Raw genomic sequence first — 20,455 nt, forward strand, 5'->3', positions numbered from 1 at the left:
ACTTTTAGCCTTCCAGTGCGGTTTCAACCTTCTCCCGGACCTCTGCACCCTGTAGCGCCTCAACCAACGTAAGGGCGAACTTCATAGCCGTACCCGGCCCGCGTGACGTAACGATATTATGACTGAAGACGACAGGTTCATTCACAACCGTAACGTTTGTCAGATCGAGATGATTGACTGCACCGGGGTAGCTGGTAATGTTTTGATGTTCAGCAATACCGGCTGCTACCAGTACTTTTGGTGCGGCACAGATGGCGCCTATCAGCTTGCCCTGATCGTGTTGCTGGCGCAATAAATCGATTACGCACTCATCTGCCATCAGGTTGTCGGCGCCTGGCTGACCACCGGGCAATACGATCAGGTCGAAAACTTGGTGCATGACCTCTTTGAGAGTGGTAGTCGGAATAACTACGGTTCCACGGGAAGCTCTGACGGGTCCTTCTTCCAGGCCGGCGGTTATAACCTTGACTCCGGCGCGTACCAATAGATCGGAAATGGTAATGGCTTCCAGTTCTTCAAAGCCATTGGCAAGAGGCATCAAGATAGTCTTGGACATTTTTATTCTCCTTTAGTCACAACTGTTCAATGATGTTGTTATTAGTGGTCACTAGAAGAAATACAAGTTTCGTTTCAAGGTAGGTGAATTTCACCTCAGAGTCGATAAAATACTCGCTTCACTGAAGAAGGTAAGCACGAATGTCATACAAAATATATGTAGATGGCCAGAGCGGTACCACCGGTTTGCAGATACACGAACGTTTGTCACAGTATTCTGATCTTGAGTTACTGACCATTGATCCAGACAAGCGACGCGATCCTGAGGAGCGAAAGCGGTTGTTGAACGAAGCTGATCTGGTGTTTCTTTGCTTACCTGATGAGGCAGCCAGAGAGTCTGTTGCGTTGATTGACAACCCGAATACCCGGGTCATTGATGCCAGTACGGCTCATCGGGTGACTGACGGTTGGGTTTACGGGTTGCCTGAATATGATCAGGCTCAGCGTGATCGTATCCGGAACTCAATGCGGGTGGCTGTTACCGGGTGTCATGCCGCAGCCAGTATTCTGAGCTTGAAACCATTAAGAGAAGCAGGCGTGATAGCGGGAGATTATCCGGTAACTCTGCATTCTATTACCGGCTATTCCGGTGGTGGAAAAAACATGATCGAACAATACGAGCACAGTGAAGATGACTTTTTGACAAGCCCGCGACACTATGCCTTGGGTTTGCAGCACAAACATCTGCCAGAGATCCGCAGATATGCAGACTTGCAGGCCAATCCGGTATTCCTGCCTATTGTGTCCAATTTTTATCAGGGGTTGGCGGTCACTCTGCCTTTGCATAAAGTGCTGTGTAGCAGTCAGTATTCTATTGCGGATATTCGCGAAGTGTACCGTCGTTATTACGACCAGCAGTCGTTTGTCCGTGTGCTGGGGCAGGATGACAGTGTTGGTGTGGAGCCTGGATTCTTTGATGTGCAGGCATGTAATGGTACCAATCGTGCCGATATTGCCGTGTTGGGTAATGATGACCAAGTTGTTGTGATCACGCGCTTAGATAATCTTGGTAAAGGGGCTTCAGGTGCGGCGATCCAGTGCATGAATATTATGTTGGGATTTGAGGAAGACAGAAGTTTGAAACAGTGATATGTCGGATTCGGCAGCTCTGGCTCAGTCAGAGCTGCCTGCTTGTATTACTTATTAAAGACTGTGTTGGCCTGCTCCTGAACCCTGATAAATGTGGTCCGCTTGCTCAATTCTTTGAGTTTGCTGGCACCGACATAGGTACAGGTTGAGCGCAGTCCTCCCAGAATGTCCTGTAATGTCAGTTCGATGGGGCCACGATAGGGTACGCTGACGGTTTTACCTTCAGACGCACGATATTCTGCGATGCCTCCATGATACTTTGTCATCGCGGTATCAGAGCTCATACCGTAAAACAGTTTATATTGCTGGCCATTTTCTTCTACCAGCTCTCCACCGCTTTCATCGTGACCGGCAAACATGCCACCAATCATGACAAAATCAGCGCCTGCGCCAAACGCTTTGGCAATATCACCCGGACACGAACAACCGCCATCAGAAATGATGTGACCTCCCAGTCCATGTGCGGCATCAGCACATTCGATCACAGCAGACAATTGCGGATAACCAACACCGGTTTTAATGCGGGTGGTGCAGACCGAGCCCGGTCCAATTCCCACTTTAATGATATCTGCACCAGCTAATAACAGCTCTTCGGTGATATCACCGGTTACTACATTGCCGGCGATTATAATTTTATCTGCGAACAATGATCTGACTTTTTTGACGAAGTCTATAAAGTGTTCTGAATAGCCGTTGGCCACATCGATACAGATAAATCTTATGGCAGGGTTGTCACTGATCGAGGCCTGAATCAATTGCAGGTCATTGTCGGAAGTACCAGTACTGATAGCAATGTGATCGAAGAATTTAGGTGATTGTCGGGCAAAAAAATCTTTTAGCTGTTCCCGGGTATAGTGTTTGTGAAGTGCAGTGATCATCTGGTGATTATGCAGGGCTTCAGATACTTCAAACGTACCGGTGGTATCCATATTGGCAGCAATGACTGGAACACCAGTCCAGATTTGTTCACTGTTGCGGAAGGTATATGTCCGCTCAAGAGACACCTGTGAACGACTTTTTAATGTAGAGCGTTTGGGACGAATCAAGACATCTTTAAAGCCAAGCTTGAGTTCCTGTTCGACATGCATAATGACAGACCTCTGACTGACACATTGGGAATTTTGGCCGGTGACCATATTGATCAAAGGTGCCGGCCGGTTTGGTTGGTTTAACTACAGATACTTTTGAATAAATCAAAATAGCCAGGGAATGTTTTTGATGTACACCCTGGGTCATTGATTGTAATGGCTGCATTACCGAATGCCACCAGCGAAAAACACATGGCAATACGGTGATCATTATAGGTATCAATGATCGCCGGCTTAATTTCAGATGGCGGCTTGATTGAGATGTAGTCTTCTCCTTCCTCAACGTCTGCCCCCACTTTTCTGAGCTCTGTTGCCATTGCTGCTAACCGATCAGTCTCTTTTACCCGCCAATTATAAATGTTGCGAATAGTGGTCGGTCCTTTGGCAAACAATGCTGTGGTGGCAATCGTCATGGCTGCGTCTGGAATATGATTGAGGTCGACATCAACGCCATTGAGTTCACCACGGCTCACTTCAATCCATTCTTCACTCCAGGTCACCTTGGCGCCCATCTGTTCCAGTACTTCTGCAAATCGGGCATCGCCCTGAACGCTCGCCGTTCCGGTACCATGAACCTTCACTGAACCACCGGCAATGGCGGCGGCGGCAAGAAAATAGCTGGCGGATGAAGCATCTCCTTCCACCATGATACTTCCAGGCGAGCGATAGGTTTGTCCACCTGCGATACTGAAAGACTGATAATTGTGGTTGTGTACCACAACGCCGAATTGCTCCATGACTTTCAAGGTTATATCGATATAAGGTTTACTCACCAGTTCGCCGATGACTTCGATATGAGTGCTGTTCTGTGCCATGGGGGCGGCCATCAACATCGCAGTCAGAAACTGGCTGGAGATATTGCCTTTTATTTTGATGTTACCACCGTTAAGGGTATTGGCATGTATCCGAACTGGTGGAAATCCCGGATTTTTTAAATACTCAATCCTTGCGCCTGCTTCACTGAGAGCATCGACAAGGTCACCAATCGGGCGTTCTTCCATGCGTGGTTCACCGGTCAGCTCAAAGTCCCCCTGACCAAGACATAATGCGGCACACAATGGTCGCATTGCAGTACCTGCATTGCCCAGGAACAGGCTTAACGGTTCTGTGCTGGTAAAAGCATGGCCCAGACCAGTGACGTGACAGGTTGTTTTGTTATCGCTCAGCTCATAGTTGACACCCAGCGAGCGCAACGCATTAAGCATGTGACGAATGTCATCGCTATCCAGCAGATTGCGTATGGTGGTAGTGCCTTTGGCCAGAGCTGCCAGTAGCAGGATACGATTAGAGAGGCTTTTTGAGCCGGGAATTATGACTTCACCATTAACATGGTGAACAGGTTGTAAAACTAAGGACTCCATTATGATTTGATCTGGTTGGAAATGGGTGAGGGGATTTTAAACCAATGGCTGTTGTCTGTCTGGTTTTATTGGAAAAATGACGCAATTTTGAATCGGCCTGACGGTGTATCAGGCCGATTCAATAGACTTACTTGGGAGTTTCAGTATCTTCCGCATGCATTTTTACAACCAGGATATCTGCCGAGATACGGTCTAGCATCCGCTCAGCGGTATGCCCCACCAGTAGACGGTCCAGCCCCTGACGGCTGACGGCTCCCATAACCACAATACTGGAATCGTGTTGGTACAGGTGGTCCGGAATGACAGTGGTAGGGCTGCCGCATTCCAGGTGTACATGATCGGGGTCGATAGGGTGCTGGCTGACCAGTTCGTTCAGAGCTGATAAGTGCTCCTTGCGGATTTCTTCGCTGACATCTGAAGTATCCAGAACTGGTTGGTCCAGGTATATCAGCATTGGAGTTGGATCATAGACATGCAGAATATGCAGTTTGGTATCGAGTTTTTCGCTGAGAAACAAACCCGCACTGAGGATTTCGGCATCCAATGTCTTGGGTTTGTCGTGATTATTAACCGGATCCACAGCTGCAGTTACTGTCAGTTGACCTTTCCATGCCTGGTTTTTGGTCAGTAACAACGGGGCAGGGCTGTATCGAATAAGATCCCAGTCAGTGTGAGAAAAAAAAGTTCTCTGCATAACGTTTTGGTGGTGGGTATTCTTGATCACAAGATCGACCGAATTGGTTTCCAGGTATTTGATGATGGCTTGGCTCGGATGCTTGTCCCATACCGCAACACATTCAATACTCAGCCCTTCCTGACGAATAGTGTCTGCTTTTTCTTCTAGATTGGCGCGAATTCTTTGTAAGAAAGCGGCTTTGGCTTTTTCGCTATTTTCCGGATTAACGTTCGAGTGGTTCGCCAGGGTGCTGTTGTAACCACTGGCAAACAATGTCAGCTTTCCATTTACGGTGGTGGTAATGATTTGAGCTTTTTTCAGAGCGGACTGGTTATCTTCTGCCGGATCAATCAGTACAACCACGTTATTGATTCTGAACATAGTGCTACCCCGCTGTTGCTGTTGTGTTTTTGAGAACACCAAGTGTTTGAGTTCTATATTAGTACCGGGAGTTGTAAATATAAAATTGAACAGTCTGAACCCGCTATGGTCCAAAGCGGGTTAACTTTTTTAACCGTCCGATACGTCTATTTATTGACAACAGTTTTAGCTTAGCCGAGTCACCAGAGTTTGAGCCTGATTTAGATCAGCCGCCGCACGTTATAACTTGGACGGTTCTTCAAACAGTAGTACCACTTTTTGAACGCCACCCACTTCTGATGCAATTTGACCGGCTCTTTGCGCGATATCCTTTGATACCCTGCCCATTAAATAGACGATGCCGTTTTCGACGATAATATTGATATTTTTTGAAGGGAAATTATCGGTTGTGAACATTCTGGATTTTACTTTAATCGCTTGCCAGGAGTCGTTGGCTTTTATTGCAGCAGAGAGTTTTGGGCCAACGGTCAATTCATTGTGCACAGATGTTACTTTGCGAACTTTCTGGGCTATCTGAGTGGCAATGGGAATAAGCCGCTGCTCGGGAACCTGACCAACAATCAGTACTTTGCCGCTGTGAGAGATAACCCGGATACGAGCGTCTTTGAATATTGGATCTGAGGCAACAATGTCCTCTTCCACTTGAGCCTCAATGTTGTTGTCGTCCATGACTTCACCAACGGTTCTGGCACTCAAATCATTGCTGTAATCCGGTGCCACACCTCGTGACACGCAACCTTGAATTAGTACTATTCCCAAAAAAACAATAAAAATCTTTGTAAGTTTCATTCTGTTTCTGTCTTTGTTAATGCATTTTGTGGCTGATGCAGCATTGAAGTGACAAAAATGCCTCTATCTACTGCTGGCTGACAGCTTATCTGGCAATGATCCCGGTCTTTCATGTGACTGGGTTCATTAGCCTGCTTTGTCAGGGTAACCCGACAAAGTGTCGCTGTTGTCTGAGTGTTGGAGCTTTTGAATGACTCCACCACTCATGTACTTGTTAACCTGGTAATCAATGTTGTCAGGTTAATAATATTCTGCTCCAAAGAGCAAATTTTCGACCAGATCCACCAGGCAATGTGTGACCAGTGTCTGTATTTCAAGGACTCGTGGCGGACTATTGCTCGGAATGCGAATTTCCAGTTCAGGCTCGCACAGCATCTGGCCAATCATGCCGCCGTCTTTTCCGGTAACGGCGACAACCATCATTCCCTTTTCCCGTGCGGCAATGATTGCCTCATAGATGCTGCGACATGCTCCGTCGGGACTGTAAGCAACCAGAATGTCTCCTGCCTGCGCCAGAGTCCTTATCTGTCTCTCAAATGCCATCCCGACGGCGAAATCCACATCGATCCCCGACATCATCATGTGGCTTGTGCTGAGATTTACGATAGGTAAACCAGGACGTTCCCGCTGCAGCTTTCCTGTGAGTGAATAGCTTAATAATTCGGCGGACAATGCTGAAGTGCCGTTTCCACAGGTCAGAATCTTGGCGTCGTTCACCAGGCTTGAAACAATGTATTCTGCTGCCATCGCAATACCGGGAGACACAACGTCCATCACTCGATGTGTATTGGTAAGATGATCCTCAAATAGTTCATCGATACGTTGTCTTAAATTCATGCATATTCTCCGAATGCGTTCTGGAGCCAGTCGATTTGATAGCTTTCTCCGGTAGTGGAAATAACATCAAACCGGCATGCAGGTAGGCGATTACCGTAGCGCTCCTGCAAATAGGTCTTGGCAGTAAGGATGATTTTCTTCTGTTTGCTGGAGTTGACAGTATCCACTCCACTACCAAAACTCGTTTGCCGGCGATGCCTGACTTCTACGAATATCAGGATGTTTTCCGGACTGGTACAAATCAAATCTATTTCTCCACCTTTACACCGGTAGTTGCGGTCGACCACAGTCAGTCCCTGGGCGCGAAGAAAGTTGGCAGCCGCATTTTCTGCTTGTTTCCCACTGTCATTGACTGGTGTTTTTTTATGAAAACCGAACAAGAGTTACCGCTCCTCCAGCGTTGACAAAATAGGTTGTGCCAGCCCGTCTTTGATTTGAGCCCATTCCAGTTCTCTCTTTACTTTACTGTCGCTATCGATAGATAGAATGCCTGTCATTCCGTGTAATCTTGCTCCAGGCACTTCGACCAGTTGTCGTAATCTTGGATATAGTGCATAGGCATCCACACCCAGTGCATAGAGTCGGTCGTAGCCGGATACCTCTTTTTCACCAAAAATGTCGTGGATCTGCTGTTTCAGTTCGGGTTGGGAAAGCTGCCAGGGCATATCGACAAATCGGATGGTTTCAATATCTTTGTTTTTCACCGGGTCGTCTGTACCGCCATATAGAGTGGAGATTCCATATACAGGCACATTCGCAGCATATTGAAAGTCGAATAATGGTTTTAGTTGCCTGGCTTCCGCTGGTAAGGCGGCCAAAAATATCAGATCGAAATCCTGACGTCTTCTAGGCTCATACTCGACAGACTCTCCAATGGTGCGTTCAAGAGCGGCTGTACGATTGACACTGGCATCAATGTTGAACAGGTGTCGGACGACTCTTAGGTAGTCAGTTTTGTTTTGGGCATCAAAATGAGCCTGGCTGGCCACGCTGCCGCCCAGTTGTCTCCATGTATTGGTAAAGGTGCTGCTGATTCTATCCCCCCAGTTTCCATTGGGAACCAGAATGACTGCTGATCGATGCCCGTCCAGAAATGCTTTTCTGGCAACCTGTACCGCTTCGTCCTCTGGTGCCAGCCCAAACTGATATACGTTGTGATTGGTTTCGCTGTTGTCAGCAACATTGTTCAGAGCCAGTACTGGAATTGGAAGAGCGGGTTGATCGAGCAACTCTGAAACCAGCTTTTTCTCCAAAGGTCCAATAAATAGCTGTGTCCCCTGAGACACTAATGTTGTATATGTGCCAATAACGTTATCCAGATTGGCAGTATCCACGAAGGTAATCTCAGGTACCTCCCGCCCGTTTTCAGCCGATTGATAATAAGAAGCCATAAAGCCGTCTCGAATCGAGTCTCCGGTTTTGCTTAAAGGACCGCTCAACGGCAATAATAAGGCTACTTTCCGTGGTTTCTCCTGGGCTATTTGCGTCAGCAGTGCAAGACTGTCCGGCAGTTTCTGGGCTGCAGGATGGCGGGGATGACTGGTGATCCAGGTATTAATTGAAGTGACCTGGGAATCTATATCAGCTTCAGTATTGTTGTTGACCAATGCCAGTTCCATCCAACCTTGCAGATCAGGACTGGTTTCACGTCCTGCCAGTGCCTGTATATCCTGCTCGGGAACCAGCTGCAGGTCCGCCCAGATCATCTCATGATTTTGGGAATATTCCGGTTCTGATAATACTGGAGCCAGGTATATACGTTCTCTCGCGCCAGCCAGGTACTGTCCGGACAGTTCCCAGGCTGAAGCACGAAGAAGGCTAATCTGCGCGAGTTGTTCCTGTGGCAGGCTGTCAAAAAGATACGTGTATTCTCCAGCCAGCCAGACCAGTGCCTGTTGCGGGTCAGACGAAGCCACAAATACCTTGCCTGCCAGTAATGCATAACGTGTCTGATTTGTAATGTTTAAGGCTGAAAAATCGGTTTCTTTGAGGATTAGGGCAGCTTTTTCAAACTCAAAATTGTTGTAGAGATTTTCCGCGGCTGACAGGCGATCTTCATCCGATGCATGAGCGCTCAGTGCTGGTGTTGTTGATTCCCCGTTGGTGGGCTGTTTGGTCTGGTTGCCCGTACAGGCGGAGAGGAAGCCAACGAAAACCAGTATCCAAAGCTTATTTTGCATGTCATGACCCATTTGTTTGTACGATGAAAATATAAAGTGGGTTATTCTATCTTCTTCTGCAGGTCTAACGCATCTATCCAGTGTCAGTGAGTCTATCGTGTCAACGCAAAGTCTTTTTGGAACCCTTTACATTGTCGCCACCCCGATTGGAAACCTTTCCGATATCACCTACCGAGCTGTACAAATTCTGACCGAAGCGGACTTAATCTTTGCTGAAGATACGCGCAATACTCGAAAGTTGCTTGATCATTATCAGGTTGTTACTCCGGTTCAGACGCTGCATGAGCACAACGAAAAAGAGTCGGTACAAAAGGTTCTGGCTCTTTTGAAACAAGGGCAGAATCTTGCGCTGGTGTCGGATGCGGGAACGCCTTTAATTTCTGATCCTGGTTTCGTGCTTGTTTCAGAGTTGCGAAAAAGTGGCGCGAATATCGTACCTGTGCCAGGACCGAGTGCCGTGATTGCTGCTTTGTCGGTTGCCGGTATTGCCACCGATCATTTTTCTTTTGAAGGTTTTTTGCCGTCCAAAGAAGTGGCTCGCCAGGAAGTTCTGGCTGGTTTGTCTGATGAATCAAGAACGATGGTGTTCTATGAGGCGCCTCACCGATTGTCTGCAACACTGGCTGACATGGAACTGACCTTTGGTGCTGAACGCGTGGCGGTATTGTGTCGTGAACTTACCAAGGCTTATGAAACTATTCATTCGGCACCTTTGTCAGAGTTATTGTCATGGGTGAATCAGGATGTCAATCAACAGCGTGGAGAAATCGTGCTAGTGGTCCAGGGCGTGGATAAAAGTCGACGTCATGATGAACTCACCAGTTTTGATAAACACCTGTTGAAGACGTTACTGGATGAGTTGCCGCTTAAGCGCGCATCCGTGGTTTGTGCCAGGTTGACAGGGAAGGCGAAACGGAGTTTTTACGACCTTGGCATGCAATTACAAAAAAATAACTAGCGTTTTTGTGTCATATCATTAACCTTCCCGCCTGCTGAGTCGGCCAGACAGTCGCTGCCAGATTTATCTGGGGGAGGAAAGTCCGGGCTCCACAGGGTAAGGTGCCAGGTAACGCCTGGGGGGCGGAAGTCCACGGAAAGTGCAACAGAAAATATACCGCCTGTCTCTGACAGGTAAGGGTGAAATGGTGCGGTAAGAGCGCACCGCGTAACTGGTAACAGTTGCGGCACGGCAAACCCCACCTGGAGCAAGGCCAAATAGGGTTCCATATGGTGTGACCCGCATCGGAACCGGGTAGGCTGCTTGAATGTACTGGTAACGGTGCGTCTAGATGAATGGCTGTCCACGACAGAACCCGGCTTATCGGCCGACTCAGCAATTTTCCCTTCTTGATTTGTCAGTTAGTACTAACAAACTATTCTCTAATGAAAAAATATTCTTTTGTTTTTCAAAGTAGGTGAACACTCACTTATAACTTCATGATTTATAAGTTTTTTTTGTTCTTTTTGTCGAAATCATAATCCCTCCACTTTATGAATTAGTTTCCTAACCCCTTGTCAGTAAAGGTTTTTTTGAGAATGAACACCCGTTTTTGAACTTGCAAAGGTCCAGGTGCAGTCCTATAGTGTCGGGATGTGGGATATTGTGGTTAAAAGTGGGTGAAAGTGGAATGATTCGCTCTTTTGAACCGCAGGTGACATGTCAGTGACCACTAACCCGGGTTAAAAATGTCTGAAATCAGCAAGCGCATCAGTTTACGAGGTGTTCATCACCTCTCTTTAGACGCCAAGGGCCGTATGGCGGTCCCTGCGCGCTATCGTGCACTGCTGTCCGATTGGTGCGATTCTCAACTGGTAGTCACCATTGATACTCAAGACAAGTGTTTGCTGATGTATCCGTTGCCCGAATGGGAAAAAATCGAAGAAAAACTAATGGCGCTTGCTAACTACCAGGGGCCAAATCGAAGAATTCAGCGTTTGTTGTTGGGATATGCAACCGATTTGGAAATTGATACTAACGGTCGGATTCTATTGCCGGGAACTCTTCGTGATTATGCAGTACTGGATAAAAAAATGGTGATGTTAGGGCAGGGAAATAAGTTTGAGCTGTGGGATGAGGCAACTTGGGAGGCAAGAAGACAGGAATACTTATGTCAGGAGGACGAAGAGTTGCCAGAAGAACTACTGAATATCTCTCTATAGGAAACATGTGATGACAGAGGGATTCAAACATAAAACCGTCCTGTTGGATGAGGCGGTCGAACAGTTGGTCATCGACCCATCGGGTGCCTATTTCGATGGAACCTTTGGGCGTGGCGGACATAGCCGCCTTATATTGAGCTGTTTATCCAGTGCCGGCGCTCTTGTGGCAGTAGACAAAGACCCTGAAGCAATTCAGGAAGGTGAACGTCTGGTCGCCGCGGACTCGCGATTTACGATGGTACCAGGATCTTTTGCCGGTATTGAGTCGATCGCTCACTCCAAAGAAATACTGTTTGATGGCGTGTTGCTTGATCTGGGTGTTTCGTCCCCACAGCTGGATGATGTTGGTCGTGGATTCAGTTTCAGTCAAAACGGTCCACTGGATATGCGTATGGACAGTTCTTCAGGTATGACTGCCGCAGACTGGATCAATACTGCCGGCGAACAGGAAATTGCTGATGTTCTTTGGCAATACGGAGAAGAGCGTTTTTCCCGTCGTATGGCAAGAGCTATTGTTGAGCGCAGGAAGGATACACCCTTCACACATACGTTGGATTTGGCTGATGTAGTTGCCAAAGCCAATCCTCGCTGGGAAAAAAGAATTCATCCAGCTACCCGGGCATTTCAGGCTATCAGAATCTTCATCAATAACGAACTCTCTGATCTTGAGGTTTTACTGGCAGCCCTGGACTCTGTATTGAAACCAGGTGGTCGTTTGGTTGTGATCAGTTTTCACAGCCTGGAGGATCGTTTGGTTAAACGCTTTATTCAGCAACATGAAAAAGATCCCTGGCCTGAGGGGCTGCCTGTTCAGGGACAGCAGTTTACTCCCCGCTTTCGCAGGGTCGGAAAGGCTATGAAAGCCAGTGCCGAGGAAATTGCTATAAATCCTCGGGCCCGAAGTGCTGTGATGCGTGTGGCGGAGAAGGCCAGGTAATTATGGTTAAGGTCATAACTGGAATGTTGGTGATCTTGGTACTGGCTTCTGGTGTGGGAGTCATATATAGCACGCACCTGACGCGCAGCTATTTTACGCAGCTGCAGCAATTGGAAAAAGAAAGTGAACAATTAAATACGCTATACGGAAAATTACTGCTTGAAGAGAGTGCGTTGTCTGCGCCTGCGCGGATTGAGAACAAGGCCCGGGAGAGAGGCATGATTAACCCCAATACTGATCAAATCAAAGTTCTGCAGGAGCAACCTTGAACACCGCATTGCAGAACAACGGCAGACAATTTTTAATTTACCTGATGCTGTTATCGGCATTGGGCGCTGTGATTTGGAAAACCGTAACGCTTCAGGTATTGGAAAAAAGTTTTTTGATCAATCAGGGTGATGCGCGGATCGAAGATACACGGGAGTTGGTAGCTACGCGGGGAGTAATAACCGATAGAAATGGAAAAACTCTGGCTATGAGCACGCCACTTATTACTCTGACGGCGGAACCGCGCAAGCTGGATGTTGATACCTTGCCATTAATTTCCAAGCTTACAGATGTGCCCCTCAGTACGTTGGAAAAACGTTACCAGCGCAGTTCTGCATATATGTTGATTCGTCGTCATATGGTTCCCCAGGAAGCAGAAAAAATTCTGGCGTTGAGATCAGAGAATAAAGGGCTAAGAGGTCTGCGTTCAGAAGCAGAGTACCGTCGTTATTATCCAGCTGGAGAAGTTACCAGCCAGGTCGTTGGTTTGACTAATGTGGATGAACAGGGGCAAGAAGGCCTTGAATTGTCATTTGATTCATATTTGTCCGGTCGAAACGGGAAAAAATCTGTTTTGACGGATGTATATGGACAGATTATTCGTGACGTTGAATTAACAGCTCCAGCAAAAAATGGGACCGATCTGGTTTTGAGTATCGATCTTGATCTTCAGTACATGGCCTATCGCGAATTGCTGGCAGCGGTAATCCGGCATAAAGCCCGGTCAGGATCTCTGGTTATCCTTGATGTAAAAACCGGGGATATTCTGGCTATGGTCAACCAGCCGTCGTTTAATCCCAATAATCGCAGCGAACTTAGTCCCGGAAGTATGCGCAACAGAGCAGTCACCGATGCGATTGAGCCCGGATCTGTCATCAAGGCTCTGACTCTTTCAGCGGCGCTTGAAACCGGTAAATTTACGGTTGATCAGATGTTCAATACGTCGCCGGGTTGGCGGCGTATTAATGGTTATACGATTCGTGATACTCATGACTATGGTGTATTAAGTTTTGAAAAAGTACTGATTAAATCCAGTAATATCGGTGCTTCAGAAATTGCTCTGAAGGTTGGTCCTCAAAACATGTTTAAGACCTTTCATGATTTTGGTCTGGGGCAAAGCACCGGGATTGGTTTTCCTGGTGAAGCAAATGGCGTACTACCTAATAGAGTCAACTGGAAAGATATTGAACTGGCCACTCTGTCATATGGTTATGGTCTCACCGTAACACCGCTGCAGTTAGCAGTGGCTTATGCGGCGATTGCTAATCATGGAAAGAGAGTGACACCCCATATCGTGTTAAACGATGCAAAAGTACAGAGCACCCAGATTATTTCAGAAAAGACAGCCCACCTTATGACTCAGATGATGGAGCAGGTGATCGAAAATGGTACAGGGAAAAAAGCCCGCAGTGATTTATACCGGATAGCGGGTAAAACTGGTACGGCTCATAAAGTTGGCAAACATGGTTATGATGACAATAGATATGCTGCTTCGTTTGCGGGATTTGCGCCAGTGAGTAATCCCAGGCTGGCTATGATTGTCAGTCTGGATGACGTGGTTGGGGATGAATACTACGGAGGGGAAGTCTCCGCACCTGTATTTGGCGCTGTGATGGAACAGGCTCTACGGCATTTAGGCGTAAAACCGGATAAACAGAACAGTGACGTCAAAGACTATATAGCGAAAGATATTTTTTCATCAGGAGGCAATCAATGACTGTATTGCCTTTAAACAGGTATATCCCTGATGCTACTTCTGATCTGGTGATAAGTGGTATTCAACCAGACAGCCGCTTAATCACTAAAGGTGATTTGTTCGTTGCCACAAAAGGCGTCCATCAGGACGGCCTGATGTTTGTCGCTGAAGCAGCGAAAAAGGGTGCAGTGGCTGTACTGACTGACTCTAGTGCCCCGGTAAATACGTCATTACCCGTATTCAGAGTTGCTGATATGCCGGCAGTATTAAGTCAGTTGGCTGTTAATGTGTATGACAATCCCAGTCAGAATTTACGTGTGATCGGTGTTACAGGAACCAATGGCAAAACCTCTACCTGCCAGTTTATCGCCCAAATGCTGACTCTGTTGCATCAGCAGGCAGCTTATGTCGGCACTAATGGCCAGGGTATTTGGCCGAATTTATCTCTGATCGATAACACCACACTGGATATCGTGCGTAATCAGCAGGTGCTCAAGCAGTTTGTGGACAATGGTGCTTCATATTGCGCGATGGAGGTATCCTCTCATGGCCTGGATCAGCAACGTGTCCGAGGTATTACTTTTGACTGTGTCGTGTTTACCAATCTGAGTCGGGATCATCTGGACTATCATAAAACGCTGGAAGCATATGGCGCTGCTAAGAAAAAGCTTTTTACTGATTATGATGTCGAAAAAGCGGTGGTAAATCTGGACGACACCTTGGGACGAGAACTGCTTGATATAACGCAACTGAGTTGTCTGAGCTATTCCATTGTTGATCAACATGCTGACCTTTTCGTGACCGATATCGTGTTTCAGCCTCAGGGCATGTCTTTCAATCTTCATTTTCATCAACAGATAGAAAGCGTATCGGTCGGTCTGATTGGCAGGTTTAACATTGCCAATGTACTGGCAGCCACAGGCGTGCTGATACAACAGGGTTATACGTTGCATCAGATAGCCTTGGTATTGCCTGAGTTACATCCCATACAAGGACGGATGCAGCTCATTACCGGTGAACATCAAAAAACGGTTTCTATCGACTATTCACACACCCCTGATTCTCTGGAAAAGGCTTTGCTTGCCATGCGTGATCATTGTAGCGGTCAGCTATGGGTGGTGTTCGGTTGTGGTGGAGACCGCGATTCAGGAAAAAGACCACTGATGGCACAGGTGGCAGAACGATTTGCAGACCACGTTGTGGTCACAGATGACAACCCTCGTACCGAGTCTTCGGCTGCCATAATGACCGACATTCGTGATGGTTTTTCTGAGGCCGCAATTAAAAGCGTGCAGTTTATTGCTGATAGAAAGCAGGCAATAAAACATGCGTTGTCGATGATGGACAGCGGTGACAGCGTATTGATTGCCGGTAAGGGGCATGAGGATTATCAGATTATCGGAACGACTAAGCACCACTTCTCTGACTATGAAGTCGTTACAGAGTTGGCAGCGGAGGTGGGTTTATGATTCGCGCGTTTAGTTTGTCAGAGCTTCAACAGATAATTCCCGGGGCAACGTTAAAAGGCAAGGATGTTGCAGTGACATCCATATCGACAGATAGCCGCAGCCTCAAGGCAGGAGAAACATACCTGGCTCTCAAAGGTCTTCACTTCGATGGTCATCAGTTTGTCACACAGTGTATTGAAAAAGGTGCTGTGGCGATCGTTGTAGAGCAACCATATGACATTGACGTAGCTCAGTTGATCGTGCCGGACGGCCTGGTGGCATTGTCCCTTATAGCCCAATTGAATCGAAGATTGTGTACAGGAAAAGTTCTGGGTTTAACGGGAAGTGCTGGCAAAACATCCACCAAGGAGATGTTGTTATCTGTTTGTTCTTTGCGTGGTAATGCCATTGCGACTCAAGCGAACTTAAATAACAACATCGGGGTGCCTTTCACGCTGTTGAGAATTTCCAGGAGTACTGAGTTTGCCATCATAGAAATGGGTACGAATACGCCTGGAGAAATAAATTTTTCCAGCAGGTGTTCTGAGCCGGATATCGGGTTGATTCTCAACGCCTCTGAACAGCATTACGAAGGCTTCGGTAGCCTGGATGCCATCCGCGAAGAAAAATCAGATCTACTGAATGGTATTCCTCAGGGGGGTACGGTGATCCTCAATGCTGATGATGGTGCCTATAAAGGCTGGTCACAGAAAGCACGGGAAAAATCGTTAAAAGTCATTTCGTTTGCTGTTAAACGAAATGACGCAGACTTTACTGCAGAACAACTAGCCAGTGATGAAAACGGAAAATTTTCATTTCGATTGCGAGCCGGCAAAGAAGCCGTCCGCATTGCATTAAATGTTGCAGGTCGCCACCAGGTTTCCAATGCGTTGGCTTGTGCGGCCATGGCTTATACCGCCGGTGTAAACCTAGCGACCATTCAGAAAGGTTTGGAATATTTTGTTGGTGTAACCAAAAGGCTCGAAGTCTTAAATGGCATCAGAGAAACATGTATCTATAACGATACTTACAATGCCAGCCCAGCTTCTGTTTATGCTGGACTTGATCTGATGGCGGATATTGCCGGCAGAACCATTGCGGTGTTGGGGGATATGGCTGAACTTGGCGGCGAAAGTATTTCACTCCATAAAGCAATCAGCCATTACGCGGAGCGGAAAGCCGATCTGGTGTTTTTTTATGGTCCACAGTTTGCGAGTGCGGCCGTTCATAATGTTTATCTGGATAAACCTGAATTAATCAGGGCGGTAAAAGCAGCTCTGCGTAAAGGTGACAGAATATTGGTTAAGGGTGCCAACTGTATGAAGATGCAAGATGTAGTAAACGCATTAATACCGGAGAGTGCCCAATGATTTACTGGCTCTCACCTTATTTAGAACACATTCATTCCGGTTTCGGAGTGCTTCAGTATCTGACCATGAGGGCAATTCTGGGAGTATTGACAGCATTGGCTGTCAGTTTGTTTTTGGGCCCCAGAATGATTGAACGGTTGAAACATTATCAGATCGGTCAGGCTGTTCGCAGCGATGGACCTCAGACTCATTTGAGCAAGGCCGGTACTCCAACGATGGGTGGGGCTTTGATTTTGATATCAATGATTATCAGTACTTTATTGTGGTCTGATCTGACCAACCGTTATGTCTGGGTCGTGGTGGTGGTCACCATTATGTTTGGTGCTGTTGGCTGGGTGGATGACTACAAAAAAGTCGTGCAAAAAAATTCAAGAGGCTTACCTGCCAGATGGAAATATTTCTGGCAATCTATTGCGGGTTTTGGTGCTGCAATATTCCTGTTTTACACGTCTACGAGTCCAATAGAAACTTCGTTAATTCTGCCTTTCTTTAAAAATGTTGCGTTACCACTGAGTGGGGCGTTATTCGTGTTGCTGACATACTTTGTCATTGTTGGTACCAGCAATGCTGTCAATTTGACAGATGGTTTGGATGGATTGGCCATTTTGCCATCCGTTTTAATCTCAGGAGCATTTGCGATTTTTGCATATGTGACCGGCAACATAAATTTTGCCGAATACCTGAATATTCCATATGTCGCTGGCAGTGGCGAAATGATTATTTTCTGCGGCTCAATTGTAGGAGCCGGTTTAGGGTTTTTATGGTTTAACACCTACCCGGCCCAGGTTTTTATGGGTGATGTTGGAGCGCTTGCTCTGGGAGCCGCAATTGGCGTGGTTGCCGTCATTGTTCGGCAGGAAATTGTACTGGTTATTATGGGAGGTGTTTTTGTCGCCGAAACGCTTTCCGTTATTTTGCAGGTTGCTTCGTTCAAATTAACCGGAAAGCGAATTTTTCGCATGGCACCTCTGCATCATCATTATGAATTAAAAGGCTGGCCGGAGCCGCGAGTGATTGTCCGTTTCTGGATCATTACCGTGGTTTTGGTGCTTATCGGTCTGGCAACGTTGAAAATCAGGTAAGACATGGAACAACAGCTCAACAGTAAAAAATATGCGGTTGTCGGTCTGGGAATGACCGGGCTGTCGGCTGCCCGTTATTTACTGAGCAAGAAACAGTCGGTTCTGATAATGGATACCCGTATCAACCCCCCTGGTTTGAACGAAATTACTGAGCAATATCCGAATGTCAGAGTATTGACTGGAGCACTTGATCGGGAACTGCTTACAGAGGTTGACGAAATAATACTTAGTCCGGGTTTGTCCGTTCATTTGCCGGAAATACAGCATGCTATTGAAAATGGAGCACAGGTATCAGGCGATATAGATCTGTTTTTGGAGCAGCTTGAAAATACGCAAACTCAAATAATTGCGATCACCGGCTCAAACGGAAAAAGTACCGTTACTGCACTGTTGGGGGAAATGGCGAGAGCAGCAAGCCCCCGGACGGCCGTGTGTGGCAACATTGGGGTGCCAGTGCTGGACTTTGTGGATCAGGATCTGGACTTTGTGATTCTGGAGTTGTCCAGCTTTCAGCTGGAAACGCTGAATCGCATGTCTGGTCATATCGCAACTATTCTGAATATCTCTGAAGACCACATGGATCGTTACGACAGTCTGGAAGATTACGTCCGGGCAAAGCAACGAATATTTGTGGGTAGTCGGGCAGCGGTAGTAAATCTGGATGACAACTGCACAACAAGTGGACAAAACCTGCCCCCTCTTTGTATCGGCTACAGTTTGGAACTCTCTGGAAAAAATGGTTTTTCTCTTCAGGCTATAGAGGATGGCCACAAAGCCATTCTGTTTAATAACCATGAAACCTGGGTTAACAGTTCGCAGTTAAAACTAAAAGGTTCGCATAACCTGGCAAACTTCATGGCTGCTTTTGCACTAGGGCAACTAGCAGGTATCCACAAGGACATTATGATCGACGTGGCGTGTAATTTTACCGGACTTGATCATCGCTGTGAGTGGGTCGCTGAGAGAAACGGTATTGTTTTTATTAATGACTCAAAAGGCACCAATGTTGGCGCCACCATAGCCGCCTTAGCGGGGTTGGGAGATGAGTCGCTAAAGCATATTGTTCTGATCGCAGGTGGCATTGGTAAGGGTGCTGATTTCTCCAAGCTTGGAAAAACAATCCAACGGTTTTGTCGGAAAGTAATTTTGATTGGGCAGGATGCTGAATTGATTGCAGTTCACTTAAAGTCTGTAGAGCACGTATTTGCCGATACGTTGCAGAACGCTGTTGAGCGGGCTTGTGAGGGGGCGAAATCGGGCGACTTGGTATTGTTGTCCCCAGCCTGTGCAAGCATGGACATGTTTAAGAGCTTTGAGGATCGAGGAAATCAGTTCAAACGGATTGTGGGAGAGTTACGATGACCACTATCCCAATGGTGTCTGATGTCAGTCGTAAAGGTGCTTACTATGACCGGTGGTTCATGGTGGCAGTGATGAGTTTGTTGGCGATTGGGTTTCTGGTTGTCTGTTCTTCATCCATTGAGTACTCCAACAAGCTGTATGGCAGTTCCTTCTCAATTATGATTCGCCACGGTATATACATATTTATAGGTTTTTTAGCAGCGCTTGTCATAAGACAAATACCTATTGCTGTTTGGCAGAAAAATGACTGGATCTTATTGTTGTTGGGACTTGCATTGTTGGTAGCGGTACTGATTCCGGGTATTGGGAAGTTGGTGAACGGTAGTTGGCGATGGATAAGACTTGGTCCAATTGGTATTCAATCAAGTGAATTAATGAAGTTTTTTTTGGTGATTTACATATCCGGTTACCTGATCAGAAGGGCTGAAGAAGTCAAAAGCCAGTGGTCAGGCTTTCTTAAGCCGATTGTGGTATTGGCGATTGTGATTGTGCTACTACTGCTCGAGCCTGACTTTGGCGCTGTTGTGGTCACTCTGTCGGCAGTGCTGGGAATGATGTTTTTGGGAGGCGTCAGGGCCAGTCAGTTCTTTGTTCTGGTTGTGGTTTGTTCTGCAGCGGTTGGTTTGTTGGCGATTGAGCAACCTTATCGGGTTCAACGCTTGCTGGCATTTACCGATCCCTGGTCTTCGGAAAATGTATTTGGATCGGGCTATCAATTAACACAGGCACTCATTGCCTTTGGTCGCGGTGAATGGTTTGGAGTCGGGATCGGTAACAGTATCTTGAAATTATTTTATTTGCCTGAAGCCCATACCGATTTTGTATTTGCCATTCTTGGTGAAGAATATGGGCTATTTGGCGTTATGGTTGTGTTAGCGCTGTTTACCATTTTGATTGCCAGGATTTTTGCAGCTGGTCGTCTGGCTGAACAAAAACAGCAGACTTTTTCCGCGTATGTTTGTTATGGCATCGCCATCATTCTGGCCGTTCAGTCACTCATCAATGTGGGGGTCAATATTGGTTTGTTACCCACCAAGGGACTGACTCTGCCACTACTTAGTTATGGTGGCTCCAGTATCGTTGTGACGCTTGGAATGCTGGCCTTTGTTGCGCGTGCTTATAGCGAAGCACTGAGTGTTTCGAAGGAGGACGAGCAATGAGCTGGAAAGTGTTGATC

At 46.9% G+C, this 20,455-nt stretch carries 19 protein-coding genes and 1 other RNA gene; 12 read left to right on the top strand and 8 right to left on the bottom strand.

Annotated features, from left to right (window positions below):
* Window positions 1-4 precede the first annotated feature (4 nt).
* Window positions 5-556, bottom strand: a complete 552-nt coding sequence (locus YC6258_RS10470; RefSeq protein WP_044616944.1) for a DJ-1 family glyoxalase III — start codon at window positions 554-556, stop codon at window positions 5-7.
* Window positions 557-696: 140 nt separating this feature from the next.
* On the opposite strand from YC6258_RS10470, the gene argC reads away from it, so the two are divergent.
* On the top strand, window positions 697-1,644 hold the full coding sequence (gene argC / locus YC6258_RS10475) for an N-acetyl-gamma-glutamyl-phosphate reductase (RefSeq protein WP_044616945.1): 948 nt from the start codon (window positions 697-699) through the stop codon (window positions 1,642-1,644).
* Window positions 1,645-1,691: 47 nt separating this feature from the next.
* On the opposite strand, the gene YC6258_RS10480 is transcribed toward argC, so the two are convergent.
* From YC6258_RS10480 to YC6258_RS10510, 7 genes are all read right to left on the bottom strand, one after another.
* Window positions 1,692-2,732 (bottom strand): GMP reductase, encoded by a 1,041-nt coding sequence (locus YC6258_RS10480; RefSeq protein ID WP_044619943.1) that lies wholly within the window; start codon window positions 2,730-2,732, stop codon window positions 1,692-1,694.
* Between the two features lie 80 nt (window positions 2,733-2,812).
* The gene (aroA, locus tag YC6258_RS10485; protein ID WP_044616946.1) at window positions 2,813-4,093 is read right to left on the bottom strand and encodes a 3-phosphoshikimate 1-carboxyvinyltransferase; all 1,281 of its coding nucleotides are present in this window, start codon (window positions 4,091-4,093) and stop codon (window positions 2,813-2,815) included.
* Window positions 4,094-4,220: 127 nt separating this feature from the next.
* Window positions 4,221-5,150 carry a universal stress protein gene (locus YC6258_RS10490; protein ID WP_044616947.1) on the bottom strand — a complete coding sequence of 310 codons (930 nt, stop codon included), beginning with the start codon at window positions 5,148-5,150 and terminating at the stop codon, window positions 4,221-4,223.
* A gap of 219 nt (window positions 5,151-5,369) precedes the next feature.
* On the bottom strand, window positions 5,370-5,939 hold the full coding sequence (locus YC6258_RS10495) for a BON domain-containing protein (protein ID WP_082070646.1): 570 nt from the start codon (window positions 5,937-5,939) through the stop codon (window positions 5,370-5,372).
* A 240-nt stretch (window positions 5,940-6,179) separates the two neighbouring features.
* Window positions 6,180-6,776 (bottom strand): D-sedoheptulose-7-phosphate isomerase, encoded by a 597-nt coding sequence (locus tag YC6258_RS10500; RefSeq protein WP_044616948.1) that lies wholly within the window; start codon window positions 6,774-6,776, stop codon window positions 6,180-6,182.
* Window positions 6,773-7,156 carry a YraN family protein gene (locus YC6258_RS10505; protein ID WP_044616949.1) on the bottom strand — a complete coding sequence of 128 codons (384 nt, stop codon included), beginning with the start codon at window positions 7,154-7,156 and terminating at the stop codon, window positions 6,773-6,775. The genes YC6258_RS10500 and YC6258_RS10505 overlap by 4 nt, the downstream gene beginning before the upstream one ends.
* Window positions 7,157-7,159: 3 nt before the next feature.
* Window positions 7,160-8,956: a penicillin-binding protein activator gene (locus YC6258_RS10510; RefSeq protein WP_044616950.1), complete on the bottom strand. Its 1,797-nt coding sequence runs from the start codon at window positions 8,954-8,956 to the stop codon at window positions 7,160-7,162.
* Window positions 8,957-8,972: 16 nt separating this feature from the next.
* Here YC6258_RS10510 and rsmI point away from each other — a divergent pair, with 16 nt between their 5' ends.
* From rsmI to ftsW, 11 genes are all read left to right on the top strand, one after another.
* The gene (gene rsmI, locus YC6258_RS10515) at window positions 8,973-9,914 is read left to right on the top strand and encodes a 16S rRNA (cytidine(1402)-2'-O)-methyltransferase (RefSeq protein WP_245627037.1); all 942 of its coding nucleotides are present in this window, start codon (window positions 8,973-8,975) and stop codon (window positions 9,912-9,914) included.
* Between the two features lie 35 nt (window positions 9,915-9,949).
* An RNA gene (gene rnpB / locus YC6258_RS27790) (RNase P RNA component class A) lies at window positions 9,950-10,293 on the top strand.
* A gap of 349 nt (window positions 10,294-10,642) precedes the next feature.
* Window positions 10,643-11,116 (top strand): division/cell wall cluster transcriptional repressor MraZ, encoded by a 474-nt coding sequence (mraZ, locus tag YC6258_RS10520; protein WP_044616951.1) that lies wholly within the window; start codon window positions 10,643-10,645, stop codon window positions 11,114-11,116.
* A gap of 10 nt (window positions 11,117-11,126) precedes the next feature.
* Window positions 11,127-12,053, top strand: a complete 927-nt coding sequence (rsmH, locus tag YC6258_RS10525; RefSeq protein WP_044616952.1) for a 16S rRNA (cytosine(1402)-N(4))-methyltransferase RsmH — start codon at window positions 11,127-11,129, stop codon at window positions 12,051-12,053.
* Between the two features lie 2 nt (window positions 12,054-12,055).
* Window positions 12,056-12,322 (top strand): cell division protein FtsL, encoded by a 267-nt coding sequence (gene ftsL / locus YC6258_RS10530; RefSeq protein WP_044616953.1) that lies wholly within the window; start codon window positions 12,056-12,058, stop codon window positions 12,320-12,322.
* Window positions 12,319-14,037, top strand: a complete 1,719-nt coding sequence (locus YC6258_RS10535; protein WP_044616954.1) for a peptidoglycan D,D-transpeptidase FtsI family protein — start codon at window positions 12,319-12,321, stop codon at window positions 14,035-14,037. The genes ftsL and YC6258_RS10535 overlap by 4 nt, the downstream gene beginning before the upstream one ends.
* Window positions 14,034-15,485, top strand: coding sequence for a UDP-N-acetylmuramoyl-L-alanyl-D-glutamate--2,6-diaminopimelate ligase (locus YC6258_RS10540; RefSeq protein WP_044616955.1), 1,452 nt, complete (start codon window positions 14,034-14,036; stop codon window positions 15,483-15,485). The genes YC6258_RS10535 and YC6258_RS10540 overlap by 4 nt, the downstream gene beginning before the upstream one ends.
* Window positions 15,482-16,834 carry a UDP-N-acetylmuramoyl-tripeptide--D-alanyl-D-alanine ligase gene (locus YC6258_RS10545; protein ID WP_044616956.1) on the top strand — a complete coding sequence of 451 codons (1,353 nt, stop codon included), beginning with the start codon at window positions 15,482-15,484 and terminating at the stop codon, window positions 16,832-16,834. Before YC6258_RS10540 ends, YC6258_RS10545 begins: the two co-directional genes overlap by 4 nt.
* Entirely contained in the window at window positions 16,831-17,916 is a 1,086-nt protein-coding gene (gene mraY / locus YC6258_RS10550; protein ID WP_044616957.1) for a phospho-N-acetylmuramoyl-pentapeptide-transferase, read from the top strand. The genes YC6258_RS10545 and mraY overlap by 4 nt, the downstream gene beginning before the upstream one ends.
* 3 nt (window positions 17,917-17,919) lie before the next feature.
* The gene (murD, locus tag YC6258_RS10555; RefSeq protein ID WP_044616958.1) at window positions 17,920-19,278 is read left to right on the top strand and encodes a UDP-N-acetylmuramoyl-L-alanine--D-glutamate ligase; all 1,359 of its coding nucleotides are present in this window, start codon (window positions 17,920-17,922) and stop codon (window positions 19,276-19,278) included.
* A complete protein-coding gene (gene ftsW / locus YC6258_RS10560) occupies window positions 19,275-20,438 on the top strand; it encodes a putative lipid II flippase FtsW (RefSeq protein ID WP_044616959.1) in 1,164 nt (387 codons plus the stop codon). Before murD ends, ftsW begins: the two co-directional genes overlap by 4 nt.
* The last annotated feature ends 17 nt before the right edge of the window (window positions 20,439-20,455 follow it).

The sequence above is a fragment of the Gynuella sunshinyii YC6258 genome (assembly GCF_000940805.1).
GTDB lineage: Bacteria > Pseudomonadota > Gammaproteobacteria > Pseudomonadales > Natronospirillaceae > Gynuella > Gynuella sunshinyii.